Source organism: Flavobacterium sp. MMS24-S5 (assembly GCF_050320125.1).
GTDB lineage: Bacteria > Bacteroidota > Bacteroidia > Flavobacteriales > Flavobacteriaceae > Flavobacterium > Flavobacterium tyrosinilyticum.
On sequence record NZ_CP190016.1, the window covers coordinates 1674812 to 1688713 of the forward strand.

The following is a 13902-nucleotide window of genomic DNA, read 5'->3' on the forward strand; positions in this document are numbered from 1 at the left end:
CCTGTCATGAAGACAGGTTTTTCTAAACATTATATTTTTTTATTTTTTATTATCTAAAACTTCAGTCATAACTTTCGCTTCTGTACCATTTGGAAACGTAACTTTAATTTTCTGCGCTATTGTCGGAGCAATCTCTGTAATAGCTTTTTTATCGTAGGATTCTCCTTTTTTGATGTGCCAACCATAAAAAATAGCAGGTACATGTGTATCGTAGCTATAAATTGTTCCGTGTGATGTTCCTGTTGGTGTATATTCTATCATTCCAGGTTTATCTATAATAACTAAATCACCATTTTGTGTAACATCATATCCTTTTGCTACAAAATTAAGAGCATAATCATTTCCAGCATTAGCTAAAATTTCCTCTTCCGTATAAACTTTTTTAACTTGCGGCTGAGTAATTAAAAACTTTTTAAAAGCATCTTTAACTTTATCAAGATCCAATTTCTTATCCTTAATAATTTGCTTATTGAAGAACACATTAAAATTTGAATAATTTTGAACTAAATCTACTCCAAAAGTCTTAGTCGAAAATTCCTGTAAGCTTTTCTTAACCTCTTTAGATGGATAATTATCTACATTATACTTACGATCTTTAAGATAAATTACATTCTCCGCACCAGCATGGTCAGCTGTCAAGAAGAGCAAATAATTTCCTTTACCAACCGTTTTATCAAGATATGCTAAAAAATCAGCAATGGTTTGATCCAATCTCAAGTAAGTATCTTGAAGTTCCATAGATCTTGGCCCTAACAAGTGCCCGACGTAATCTGTAGAAGAAAAACTAACGGTCAAAAAGTCTGTAACATTGTCTTTACCCAATTCTTCTTTCTCAATAGCTCTTTTTGCAAATTCAGCTAACAAATCGTTTCCGAAAGGCGTCGCTCTAATAACACCAGCGTCATTTTTCTCATACATTGATTTTAAATCGTATGGAAAAACTGGTGCAGCACTTCCATATAACTTCCCTTCATACGGATTATTATCAGGAAGGCTTTCATTATAAACAGAAGCTGGTTTGTATAAATCCCAACCTTTATTAATATATTTTAAGTAGTTTTTCTCATTATTGAATTCGGTAACCCACTCAGGTAATTTCTCCCCATAAAAAGTACTAGAAATAAAAGAACCCGTTTTACTGTACCAAAATGCCCAGTTCGCAAAATGACCAGCTGGTAATATAGCACCACGATCCTTTAAACTCATTCCGATAACTTTTCCAGTAAAATTAGTAGCCATTCTAACTTCATCAGTAATTGTAGTGCTTTGAAGGTTTTTTGGAGACATAGCACCTTCTTCTGCCGTACCATCACCTACTGTTTTAACACCAGCATCGTCAGTACAGTACGTTTCTTTACCAAGCGTTCTGCTAAACCATTCGTTACCTACAATTCCGTGAGTCGCTGGAGTTGTACCTGTGTAGATTGAAGCATGTCCAGGAGCAGTATAAGTTGGCATATAATTGTAATGCATATTCTGGAAAGTAAATCCATCATTCATTAGTCTTTTAAAGCCATTTGGAGAAAAATCATCTGAAAAACGATATAAATATTCCATTTTCATTTGATCTACAACTATACCCACCACTAACTTTGGACGTTGTTGCGCACTTAAGCCTGTTACAGCAAGAAGCGCTAACAATAAAATATTTTTCTTCATGTTTAAAAAGTAATTTGAACACAAAAATACTCATTCAAATCCAAAAAGTCTAAAGTATCAATATTTAACCGCCTATAATTGTCTATAATTTAACACTTATACACACAAGGTTTCTAATGCCAATGGCGTTTCCCTCCGGGCCGTGCTGTCCGCTGTATCTTTTGCGGATGGATGTTTATGGGAAAAAGAAGCCCTTCGTGCCCCGCAAAAGGATGCCGCTCCCATCACTAACGCGGCACCTGCTTAATCTGAGGCTATTATTCCATCATGTTCGGTCAGATCAAAACTTCTTAAAAACAGAAAACCCCATCCGATTCGGATAGGGTTTTCAAAAGAAAGGCGACGACATACTCTCCCACAAAACTGCAGTACCATCTGCGCAGGCGGGCTTAACTTCTCTGTTCGGGATGGGAAGAGGTGAGCCCCGCCGCAATAACCACCTTAAGGCTATTCGCTGCAAGCAGCTTTTAATCATTAATTGCCATTATAAATTGGCCATTATCGATTAAACAATATCTTAACATACTGAGATAAAGAAACAAATATGATTTTTTAGAAAGTTTCCTCCCCCGATTGCTCGGGGGGAAAAGTTTGTGCATAAGCTTACGGATTATTAGTACTACTCGACTATGACATTACTGCCTTTACATCTGTAGCCTATCAACGTGGTCATCTTCCACGATCCTTAAAAGAAATCTCATCTTGTGGTGGGTTTCGCGCTTATATGCTTTCAGCGCTTATCCCTTCCAAACGTAGCTACTCTGCGGTGCCCCTGGCGGGACAACAGATACACTAGAGGTTTGTCCAATTCGGTCCTCTCGTACTAGAATCAGATCCACTCAAATTTCTAACGCCCGCAGTAGATAGAGACCGAACTGTCTCACGACGTTCTGAACCCAGCTCGCGTGCCACTTTAATGGGCGAACAGCCCAACCCTTGGGACCTTCTCCAGCCCCAGGATGTGACGAGCCGACATCGAGGTGCCAAACCCCCCCGTCGATATGAGCTCTTGGGGGAGATCAGCCTGTTATCCCCGGCGTACCTTTTATCCTTTGAGCGATGGCCCTTCCATGCGGAACCACCGGATCACTATGCTCTACTTTCGTACCTGATCGACCTGTATGTCTCTCAGTCAAGCTCCCTTATGCCATTGCACTCTACGCACGGTTACCAAGCGTACTGAGGGAACCTTTAGAAGCCTCCGTTACTCTTTTGGAGGCGACCACCCCAGTCAAACTACCCACCAAGCACTGTCCCCCACATTGCGGGGTTAGGCCTCAGATAAACAAAGGGTTGTATTTCAACAATGACTCCACAACGCCTGGCGACGCCGCTTCATAGTCTCCAACCTATCCTACACATCATTTATCCAAGGTCAATACTAAGCTATAGTAAAGGTGCACAGGGTCTTTTCGTCCCACTGCGGGTAAACGGCATCTTCACCGTTACTACAATTTCACCGAGCTCATGGCTGAGACAGTGTCCAGATCGTTACACCATTCGTGCAGGTCGGAACTTACCCGACAAGGAATTTCGCTACCTTACAGCCGTTATAGTTACGGCCGCCGTTTACTGGGGCTTCAATTCAATGCTTCTCCGAAGATAACATCTCCTCTTAACCTTCCAGCACCGGGCAGGTGTCAGGCCCTATACTTCATCTTACGATTTTGCAGAGCCCTGTGTTTTTGATAAACAGTCGCCTGGGCAGCTCTTCACTGCGGCCCGATTGCTCGGGGCGACCTTTCTCCCGAAGTTACAGGTCTATTTTGCCTAATTCCTTAGCCATGAATCTCTCGAGCACCTTAGGATTCTCTCCTCAACTACCTGTGTCGGTTTACGGTACTGGTTCTTACTGCCTGAAGTTTAGAGGTTTTTCTTGGAAGCCCTTAGGCGCACTATCTCTTTGTCCGAAGACTCCGAGTACTATCGCATTTCACCAAGATCTCCGGATTTGCCTAGAGACCCTATAGCTAGGTGCTTTAACGAACTATTCCGTCAGTTCGCGGCGCTTTCATCACTCCGTCACCCCATCACAGCAATAAGAAGTACGGGAATATTAACCCGTTGGCCATCGACTGTCCCTTTCGGGTTCGCCTTAGGTTCAGACTAACCCACAGCTGATTAGCATAGCTGTGGAAACCTTAGTTTTTCGGTGTGCGGGTTTCTCGCCCGCATTATCGTTACTTATGCCTACATTTTCTTTTCTGACCGGTTCAGCATACCTTACGATACACCTTCAGCCCTGTCAGAATGCTCCCCTACCACTTGTATTTACATACAAATCCATAGCTTCGGTAATATGCTTATGCCCGATTATTATCCATGCTCGTCCGCTCGACTAGTGAGCTGTTACGCACTCTTTAAATGAATGGCTGCTTCCAAGCCAACATCCTAGCTGTCTGGGCAGACAAACCTCGTTCTTTCAACTTAGCATATATTTGGGGCACTTAGCTGATGGTCTGGGTTCTTTCCCTCTCGGACTTGGCAGCTTAGCACCCAAGCCCTCACTGTTATCAATCATTATATAGCATTCGGAGTTTGTCAGGAATTGGTAGGCGGTGAAGCCCCCGCATCCAATCAGTAGCTCTACCTCTATATAACTAAAATAACGCTGCACCTAAATGCATTTCGGGGAGTACGAGCTATTTCCGAGTTTGATTGGCCTTTCACCCCTACCCACAGGTCATCCGAAGACTTTTCAACGTCAACCGGTTCGGTTCATCCACTGTGTGTTACCACAGCTTCAACCTGCCCATGGGTAGATCACACGGTTTCGCGTCTAACACTACTGACTAAAGCGCCCTATTCAGACTCGCTTTCGCTGCGGATCCATGGCTTAACCACTTATCCTTGCCAGCAGCGTTAACTCGTAGGCTCATTATGCAAAAGGCACGCCGTCACCCCACGAAAGGGCTCCGACCGCTTGTAAGCGCATGGTTTCAGGATCTATTTCACTCCGTTATTCACGGTTCTTTTCACCTTTCCCTCACGGTACTGGTTCACTATCGGTCTCTCAGGAGTATTTAGCCTTAGCGGATGGTCCCGCCAAATTCAGACAGGGTTTCACGTGCCCCGCCCTACTCAGGATACCGCTATCCATTATGCTCGTTACCCATACGGGGCTGTCACCCTCTATGGCGCTCCTTTCCAGAAGCTTCCGGTTCCTTGCACATGAAATGTCGCGGTCGTACAACCCCACCTATGCCGTAACATAAATGGTTTGGGCTAATCCGCGTTCGCTCGCCACTACTTACGGAATCACTTTTGTTTTCTTCTCCTCCGCCTACTTAGATGTTTCAGTTCAGCGGGTTTGCCCACCTATCGGTGTGCTATGTCTTCAACATAGCGGGTTGCCCCATTCGGATATCTGCGGATCAATCGGTGTGTGCCCGTCCCCGCAGCTTTTCGCAGCTTATCACGTCCTTCATCGCCTCTGAGAGCCTAGGCATTCCCCATGCGCCCTTATTTTGCTTATTGCACCAATCTTGTCAATTAAAACAAGACCGTTTTGTTTTGTCTTTTGCAATAAATTGCAAAAAACGCTTTCTACTTTCTTATTATTTTCTTATCTCAATATGTCAATGAACTTTTTCCCGATTCATCGGGATTGTGGAGAATAACGGAGTCGAACCGTTGACCTCCTGCGTGCAAGGCAGGCGCTCTAGCCAGCTGAGCTAATCCCCCATTTTTAAATCTTAGATTTTAGAATTCAGATTTTAGATTTCTTAATTCTTCTCTAATTTCCTTTGGTGAATCCCAGCTTCCAGAATTTCCTTTAAAATCAAGCTTTTCAGTTTCACTTCTTAAATCTAAAATCTACAATCTTAAATCTGAAGTTTTAGTAGTCCCGGGCAGACTCGAACTGCCGACCCCTACATTATCAGTGTAGTACTCTAACCAGCTGAGCTACGAGACTCTGTTTTACTTAATTTTTATCATTTTTTTAAATTAACAGCAAGAGCAATACAATCTCAGATTCCAAACCTCTAGTCCGGCATCTTATTTCCCAAGCGTGCCTTTCGGCTAACACTTTGGGCTCTAGAAAGGAGGTGTTCCAGCCGCACCTTCCGGTACGGCTACCTTGTTACGACTTAGCCCTAGTTACCAGTTTTACCCTAGGCAGCTCCTTGCGGTCACCGACTTCAGGCACCCCCAGCTTCCATGGCTTGACGGGCGGTGTGTACAAGGCCCGGGAACGTATTCACCGGATCATGGCTGATATCCGATTACTAGCGATTCCAGCTTCACGGAGTCGAGTTGCAGACTCCGATCCGAACTGTGACCGGCTTTATAGATTCGCTCCTGGTCACCCAGTGGCTGCTCTCTGTACCGGCCATTGTAGCACGTGTGTAGCCCAAGGCGTAAGGGCCGTGATGATTTGACGTCATCCCCACCTTCCTCACAGTTTGCACTGGCAGTCTTGTTAGAGTTCCCGACTTGACTCGCTGGCAACTAACAACAGGGGTTGCGCTCGTTATAGGACTTAACCTGACACCTCACGGCACGAGCTGACGACAACCATGCAGCACCTTGTAAACTGTCTTGCGAAAGATCTGTTTCCAAATCGGTCAGTCTGCATTTAAGCCTTGGTAAGGTTCCTCGCGTATCATCGAATTAAACCACATGCTCCACCGCTTGTGCGCCCGTCAATTCCTTTGAGTTTCAAACTTGCGTTCGTACTCCCCAGGTGGGATACTTATCACTTTCGCTTAGCCACTGAGATTGCTCCCAACAGCTAGTATCCATCGTTTACGGCGTGGACTACCAGGGTATCTAATCCTGTTCGCTACCCACGCTTTCGTCCATCAGCGTCAATCCATTGGTAGTAACCTGCCTTCGCAATTGGTATTCCATGTAATCTCTAAGCATTTCACCGCTACACTACATATTCTAGTTACTTCCCAATAATTCAAGTCCTGCAGTATCAATGGCCGTTCCACCGTTGAGCGATGGGCTTTCACCACTGACTTACAAGACCGCCTACGGGCACCTTTAAACCCAATGATTCCGGATAACGCTTGGATCCTCCGTATTACCGCGGCTGCTGGCACGGAGTTAGCCGATCCTTATTCTCACAGTACCGTCAAGCTCCGACACGTCGGAGTGTTTCTTCCTGTGCAAAAGCAGTTTACAATCCATAGCGACCGTCATCCTGCACGCGGCATGGCTGGTTCAGGCTTGCGCCCATTGACCAATATTCCTCACTGCTGCCTCCCGTAGGAGTCTGGTCCGTGTCTCAGTACCAGTGTGGGGGATCTCCCTCTCAGGCCCCTACCCATCGTCGCCTTGGTAAGCCGTTACCTTACCAACTAGCTAATGGGACGCATGCTCATCTTTCACCGTTGTGACTTTAATAACCAAACCATGCGGTCTGGTTATGCTATGAGGTATTAATCCAAATTTCTCTGGGCTATCCCTCTGTGAAAGGCAGATTGCATACGCGTTACGCACCCGTGCGCCGGTCTCAAAATCCGAAGACTTCTACCCCTCGACTTGCATGTGTTAAGCCTGCCGCTAGCGTTCATCCTGAGCCAGGATCAAACTCTTCATCGTATATTTTAATATTATATAATCGATGCTCTTCCTATCGGTTCTTTTCGAATCTTCCGATTCTACTGCTCTTATTCTTTTTGTTTTAAGACCTCTCTTAAAACGGCTGTCAATTCAATATGTCTACGAACGTGTCTTCTTTTTGTGTTTCGCTTATTTCTCAAAGCGGGTGCAAAACTAAAACTTCTTTTTGTTTCCTGCAAGAAAAATTTAAAGTTTTTTTTTTGAGATTTTTCCAACCCCCTTTTCTCTAATTTTTCTCCCAGTATCTCAATGAACTTTCCGTGTTTTGCGGGGTGCAAATGTAGAAAGCATTTTCAAATCTCGCAAGCTTTTTCGAATCTTTTTTTTGAAAATTTCTTTCCGTCTGATTCTCCTTTCCTGCCAGTATTTCGATGAACGCCTTCGCTGTTGCGGGTGCAAAAGTAGAACCTTTATTTACATTTCCAAGCCTTTTTTTTATATAATTTCAATCTTTTTTTGCTTTATTTCTTAACTCACTCATAACAGACTGTTTACATTTTAAACTTTTTTGAATAATTGTGAGTTTTTTCTGCATACCTTCATTATTTTGGCATTTTCCGCCAGTTTCAGCATTCTCTTTTTATGGAGTTTTCAGCCTTTAAGCCCGTTTTTGAAGAAATTCCATATTTCTAAAAGCCGCTCTCTTCCCTTTTTTATCCCGAAAAGGCGCCGAGACGCCAAGTTTTCCCTTCCCTACCTTCCAAAATCCGCTCCTTTCCCCTTTAAGCCGCCTCTGAAAACCGGCGCCCTAGCCCCGATAGAAGCGGAAATCCTTTTTATGGCGGGGTTCGCCATGAAAAGATTGAAGCGGATAGCGGGATCAGGCTCCCAATAAATTCTAAATTCCAATTTTTTAAAATTCCAAATGCCGCCACTAAAAGGGCTTCGACTTCGCTCAGCCTGACAACCTAGATTTTCCTCTTATATATATGCATAAAAAAACAAACCCGACTCGTTTGGAAAACTGTCGGATTTTCGATGACTCTAAAAAAGGCTTCGGCTTCGCTCAGACGGACAGCGTATAGTTTCTCCTTATATATACATGCAATTAGAATTATCTTATATATAGCATAACAAAAACTATACTTATATATAATGAGTAAACTTGTACTTATATATTGTATGTATTTTTGTAATCATGTATATTTGCATTCACAAAATTATAAACAATGATCAAGATTACTTTACCCGATGGGTCAATTAGAGAGTTCGCTCAAGGCGTAACTCCAATGGAGGTCGCTAAAAACATTAGCGAAGGTTTTGCTAGAAACGTGATTTCTGCATCTTTTAATGGTACAACTATTGAAACCGAAACTCCATTAACGACCGACGGTAATCTTATTTTATATACTTGGAATGATACTGAAGGTAAAAAAGCTTTCTGGCATTCTACTTCGCACGTAATGGCGCAAGCTCTTGAGGAATTGTACCCTGGAATTAAATTAACTCTTGGGCCTGCAATTGCTAATGGTTTCTATTATGATGTGGATTTTGAAGATCAGAAAATTTCCGAAGCTGATTTCAAAAAGATTGAAGATCGTATTCTTGAAATTGCAAGAGGGAAGTTCGATTTTAAAATGCGCCCTGTAACTAAAGCGGAAGCGCTGGAAATGTACAAAGACAATATTTACAAGACTGAATTGATTTCAAATCTTGAAGACGGAACTATTACATTCTGCGACCACTCGACTTTTACTGATTTATGCCGTGGTGGACATATTCCAAATACTGGAATTATCAAAGCTGTAAAAATCATGAGTGTTGCTGGTGCTTACTGGAGAGGTGATGAGAAAAACAAACAGTTAACTCGTGTTTATGGAACTTCGTTCCCAAAACAAAAAGATTTGACTGAGTATCTTGAACTTCTTGAGGAAGCGAAACGTCGCGATCACCGTAAACTTGGAAAAGAGCTTGAATTATTTGCTTTTTCTCAGAAAGTTGGTCAGGGTTTACCTTTATGGCTACCTAAAGGGGCTGCTTTAAGAGAACGTTTGGAGCAATTTTTAAAGAAAGCACAAAAGAAAGCTGGATACGAGCAAGTAGTTAGTCCGCATATTGGTCAAAAGGAACTTTATGTTACTTCTGGTCACTACGCTAAATATGGAGCTGATAGTTTTCAACCGATTCACACACCAGCTGAAGGAGAAGAGTTTTTATTGAAACCAATGAACTGTCCTCACCACTGTGAGATTTACAATGTAAGACCTTGGTCTTATAAAGATTTACCTAAACGCTATGCTGAATTTGGTACTGTATATAGATATGAGCAATCTGGAGAATTACATGGTTTAACTCGCGTTAGAGGGTTTACTCAAGATGATGCGCATATTTTCTGTACTCCAGAACAATTAGATGAAGAGTTCAAAAAAGTAATTGACCTTGTATTGTATGTATTTGGTTCATTAGGTTTTGAAAACTTTACCGCTCAGATTTCATTAAGAGATCAAGAAGACAGAGAAAAATACATTGGTACTGATGAGAACTGGGAAAAGGCAGAAAATGCTATCATCAATGCGGCAAAAGACAAAGGTCTTAATACTGTTGTAGAATATGGTGAAGCTGCATTTTATGGTCCGAAATTAGATTTCATGGTAAAAGATGCATTGGGAAGACAATGGCAATTAGGAACAATTCAGGTAGATTACAACTTACCTGAGCGTTTTGAGTTGACTTACAAAGGCGCTGATAATGAATTACATCGCCCTGTTATGATTCACAGAGCTCCTTTTGGATTTATGGAACGTTTTATAGCAATTTTGCTAGAGCATACAGCAGGAAATTTCCCACTTTGGCTAATGCCTGAACAAGCTATTATCTTGTCTTTGAGCGAGAAATACGAAAATTATGCTAAAAAAGTTTTAGATTTGCTAGAAAATCACGAAATTCGCGCCCTAATTGACAACCGAAATGAAACTATCGGTAAGAAAATTAGAGATGCAGAGATGCAGAAAATTCCATTTATGCTTATCGTTGGTGAGGAAGAAGAGAAAAACGGAACGATTTCTATTCGTCGTCACGGACAAGAAGGGAAAGGTAATATCACAGTTTCTATCGAAGAATTTGCTTCGATTGTAGACGAAGAAATAAAAAAGACATTAAAAGTATTTACAGTTTAACTTAAATTAGAAAGTCATAGCAATAAAAAGTAACAGAGGTTTTCAACCTCGAGTAGAGAAAAAAGATGCGCACAGAATAAACAATCTTATTCGTGTTCCTGAAGTACGTCTTGTAGGTGAAAACATTGAACCAGGGGTTTTTAAAATTGCCGATGCGCTACGTTTAGCTGACCAATTTGAATTGGATTTGGTTGAAATTTCGCCAAACGCTGAACCACCGGTTTGTAAAATCATGGACTACAAGAAATTTGTTTACGAACAAAAGAAAAGAGATAAAGCGTTAAAAGCTAAATCTTCTCAGGTTGTTGTAAAGGAAATACGATTTGGTCAGTCAAACTGACGAGCATGATTATGAATTTAAAAGAAAGAACGCGGAGAAATTCTTAAAAGAAGGAGCTAAATTAAAAGCTTTTGTTTTCTTCAAAGGTCGTTCTATCATTTATAAAGATCAAGGTCAAATTCTATTATTACGTCTTGCTCAAGATTTAGAGGAACATGGCAAAGTTGAAGCTATGCCTGTTTTGGAAGGAAAGAGAATGATTATGTTCATTGCTCCGAAGAAAAAGAAATAGTGTTCAGTTTTCAGTCTCAGTGTTCAGCATTGAACTTGAAACTTTAAACCTGAAACAAAAAATATAAGTAAGTAAGAATAAATTAAAACACTAGGAAAAATGCCTAAAATGAAAACAAAATCTAGCGCTAAGAAACGTTTTAAAGTTACTGGCTCTGGAAAGATTAAAAGAAAGCATGCTTTTAAAAGTCACATCTTGACTAAAAAATCTAAAAAACGTAAATTAGCTTTGACTCACTCAGCGCTAGTTCACAAAACAGATATGAAAAGCATCAAACAACAATTAAGAATTATATAATTGTTAATCGTTAAAAGTTATTTGTTATGAGTAAAACTCCTAACCTCTAACTTCTAACCTCTAACTTTTTTTATTCTTTAGGTTAAAAAAATTATTTATATAACCTTGGAGTATGGCTTTAAGTTCCTTTGATTCAATTCAGGACGCCTGCTACAAAAACACATTAAAATTATGCCAAGATCGGTAAATTCAGTTGCTAAAAGAGCAAGAAGAAAAAAAATAATGAAGCAAGCCAAAGGTTTCTTTGGAAGACGTAAAAACGTTTGGACAGTTGCTAAGAATGCAGTAGAGAAAGCAATGTGCTACGCTTACCGCGATAGAAAACAAAACAAAAGAAATTTCCGTGCTTTATGGATTCAACGTATCAACGCTGGAGCTAGATTGGAAGGAATGTCTTATTCTCAATTCATGGGGAAAGTTAAAGCTAACGGAATCGAATTGAACCGTAAAGTTCTTGCAGATTTAGCTATGAACCACCCAGAAGCTTTCAAAGCTATTCTTAATAAAGTAAAATAAACGTTTTATAAACTCAATTTAAGATTACTTACTTATTATAAAAAAACCATTCGTTTATTCGAATGGTTTTTTGTTTTTATTATCTTTCGATGTAAACACAATAAAGAAATGAAGAAACTCTTTGTAATTTTATCCCTTACACAAATGCTTTTGATAAAAGCTCAAGAGAGTAATTTCGATAAAAACTCCATACAAACCATCGTTGGTATAATTGACAAACGTGATATTGGATGTCTCTCGGAAATTAAGAGAGCTAAATTAGATTTTAAATCTAGAGAAGTCTTTTATAATATTATTCCCGAAGGATATCTTGACAGCGATTACAATAGACATTATCCTTATTTAATAAATTTACTTAAAGAAAAGGGAATTGATTATTCTGAATCTTTTGAACCTGAGTTCTCATCAATTTGGAGTTCAGATGGTGCGGATGGATACCCATTAGTAACAAATTGCTACTGCAAAGCATCTAATGAATTGTTGAATGCAAAATATGGCCAAAACTTCATTAAAAACATAGAGAAGACCGCTGACAGTTTATATGTGATGAGTAGAATACACATCCCTTGAATATCCTTATGGGGTAGATGATTACTGTATGATATATCCAAAAGCTGGAGACTTTCTAGAGCAAAAAATTCAAATCCAAAAAGATTTTTTCTCTTCGTTTGTATTCCCTAAAAAATTTATTCAAAGCAACGAAAAAAGAGATTTTTTTGCCAAAGTTAAATTTACAATTAACAAAGACAATTCAATATCTGACATTATTGTAAAGATTGAATTTAAGAATCAAAAAAATGAAAAGTGCTACAATTTGATAGCCGACCAAATCACTGAATTTATTGAACATGCAGAGTGGACTGCTGCGGTTAGCAATGGCATAAAAGTAAATAGTAACTTTGATATTAATTTCTACAATTAATCATCTATATAAATTTCAAAGTAATGCAAAATTCACTTATCCTGCATATCAAAAAATTCATTTCTCTTGAACCTTCAGATATTGATAAATTAGAATCATGTCTAGAACTTTCGAAAATAAAAAAGAAAGAGCATGTACTTCAAGAAGGCCAAATTTGCAATACCATGTACTTTATTACTAAAGGCTGTATTCGGCAATATATCATCAACTCTAAAGGAGCTGAACAAACTTTGCAATTTGGCATCGAAAATTGGTGGATTACGGATTATCTAAGTTACCATAATCATGTTCCTTCAAGCTTCTATTTACAGGCTATAGAGAATTCAGAAGTTATTGCCATTGACAAAACAATTTTAGAATCACTGTTGATTGAAATACCAAATCTAGAAAAGTATTTCAGAATAGTGATGCAAAAAAGTTTTGGCGCTATGCAAATGCGCATCAAGTTCTTGTTTACAATGTCGGCAGAAGAAAGATACCATCATTTTAATGACCATTTCCCAGAATTTGTTCAACGCGTTCCTCAATATATGCTTGCCTCCTATTTAGATTTCTCTGCAGAATTTATGAGTAAAATACGAGCTGGAAAAGTCTGATTGGAATTTCTTGAAGTAGTTCAAGATTTTAAAAGCAAACATTGCTGACCTTTGTAATGAACTTTTAAAACATATAAAAATGAAACCAAGAATTGTTATTCCGAATGTTGCTCCAGAAGCTTATCAAGCATTAATGAACTTAGAGAAATATATTTCTACAACTTCATTAACTCCTGTTCATAAAGAATTAATCAAAATCCGAGCTTCTCAAATTAATGGTTGTGCATTTTGTATTAATATGCATACTGCTGATGCTAGAAAACATGGCATTTCTGAACAAAGAATTTACTTAATTAGTGCTTGGCGCGATGCTGATTTTTACACCGAAGAAGAAAAAGCAATTTTAGCTTTAACAGAACAAGTAACCTTAATTGGCAATCATGTTTCTGATGAAGTTTACGAAAATGCTGCTAAATTATTTGACGAAAAATACCTTGCAGAAATACTTTTGGCTATCATCACAATTAACTCTTGGAATAGATTAGCAATTACTACTGGAATGCGTGCATCATAATTTATAAAGAGAATATTTACAAGCAATTAGAACTTAAAAGCCCTTATCGATAAAGGGCTTTTCGTATTTATTTAGAAATCAGAATAAAAAAAAGCGTAAATTGAAAATATTTTAAAATACCGTATTTATACTCTTT

The 13902-nt window shown here is 39.6% G+C and carries 8 protein-coding genes, 2 tRNA genes, 3 rRNA genes and 1 pseudogene; 8 read left to right on the plus strand and 6 right to left on the minus strand.

The features are described 5' to 3' along the window. Positions 1-39: 39 nt before the first annotated feature. The 6 genes from pafA to ACPWTF_RS07535 form a co-directional block, all read right to left on the minus strand. The gene (pafA, locus tag ACPWTF_RS07510; protein WP_427875013.1) at positions 40-1659 is read right to left on the minus strand and encodes an alkaline phosphatase PafA; all 1620 of its coding nucleotides are present in this window, start codon (positions 1657-1659) and stop codon (positions 40-42) included. A 334-nt stretch (positions 1660-1993) separates the two neighbouring features. Next, positions 1994-2103 (minus strand): 5S ribosomal RNA (gene rrf, locus ACPWTF_RS07515). Between the two features lie 149 nt (positions 2104-2252). Beyond that, positions 2253-5137: ribosomal RNA gene (locus ACPWTF_RS07520) — 23S ribosomal RNA — on the minus strand. Between the two features lie 132 nt (positions 5138-5269). Beyond that, positions 5270-5343: transfer RNA gene (locus ACPWTF_RS07525), tRNA-Ala, on the minus strand. 158 nt (positions 5344-5501) lie between these two features. Further along, a tRNA-Ile gene (locus ACPWTF_RS07530) sits at positions 5502-5575 on the minus strand. Positions 5576-5701: 126 nt separating this feature from the next. Beyond that, positions 5702-7212 (minus strand): 16S ribosomal RNA (locus ACPWTF_RS07535). Together the 16S, 23S and 5S rRNA genes with 2 tRNA genes alongside form the textbook arrangement of a ribosomal RNA operon. 1190 nt (positions 7213-8402) lie before the next feature. Between ACPWTF_RS07535 and thrS the strand changes: the two genes are divergently transcribed. The 8 genes and pseudogenes from thrS to ACPWTF_RS07575 all read left to right on the plus strand — a co-directional run bounded on the left by thrS (position 8403) and on the right by ACPWTF_RS07575 (position 13766). Next, complete coding sequence (thrS, locus tag ACPWTF_RS07540) at positions 8403-10349, plus strand: threonine--tRNA ligase (RefSeq protein WP_427875014.1); 1947 nt, start codon at positions 8403-8405, stop codon at positions 10347-10349. Between the two features lie 76 nt (positions 10350-10425). After that, positions 10426-10921, plus strand: a pseudogene (gene infC / locus ACPWTF_RS07545) (translation initiation factor IF-3). A gap of 99 nt (positions 10922-11020) precedes the next feature. Further along, complete coding sequence (gene rpmI, locus ACPWTF_RS07550) at positions 11021-11218, plus strand: 50S ribosomal protein L35 (RefSeq protein ID WP_022827375.1); 198 nt, start codon at positions 11021-11023, stop codon at positions 11216-11218. A gap of 171 nt (positions 11219-11389) precedes the next feature. Continuing rightward, on the plus strand, positions 11390-11734 hold the full coding sequence (rplT, locus tag ACPWTF_RS07555; RefSeq protein ID WP_007810721.1) for a 50S ribosomal protein L20: 345 nt from the start codon (positions 11390-11392) through the stop codon (positions 11732-11734). Between the two features lie 108 nt (positions 11735-11842). Then, positions 11843-12304: a hypothetical protein gene (locus ACPWTF_RS07560; RefSeq protein WP_427875015.1), complete on the plus strand. Its 462-nt coding sequence runs from the start codon at positions 11843-11845 to the stop codon at positions 12302-12304. 28 nt (positions 12305-12332) lie between these two features. After that, entirely contained in the window at positions 12333-12656 is a 324-nt protein-coding gene (locus ACPWTF_RS07565) for a hypothetical protein (RefSeq protein ID WP_427875016.1), read from the plus strand. Positions 12657-12679: 23 nt separating this feature from the next. Further along, positions 12680-13252: a Crp/Fnr family transcriptional regulator gene (locus tag ACPWTF_RS07570; protein WP_427875017.1), complete on the plus strand. Its 573-nt coding sequence runs from the start codon at positions 12680-12682 to the stop codon at positions 13250-13252. A gap of 79 nt (positions 13253-13331) precedes the next feature. Beyond that, positions 13332-13766, plus strand: a complete 435-nt coding sequence (locus ACPWTF_RS07575) for a carboxymuconolactone decarboxylase family protein (protein ID WP_427875018.1) — start codon at positions 13332-13334, stop codon at positions 13764-13766. Positions 13767-13902 lie beyond the last annotated feature (136 nt).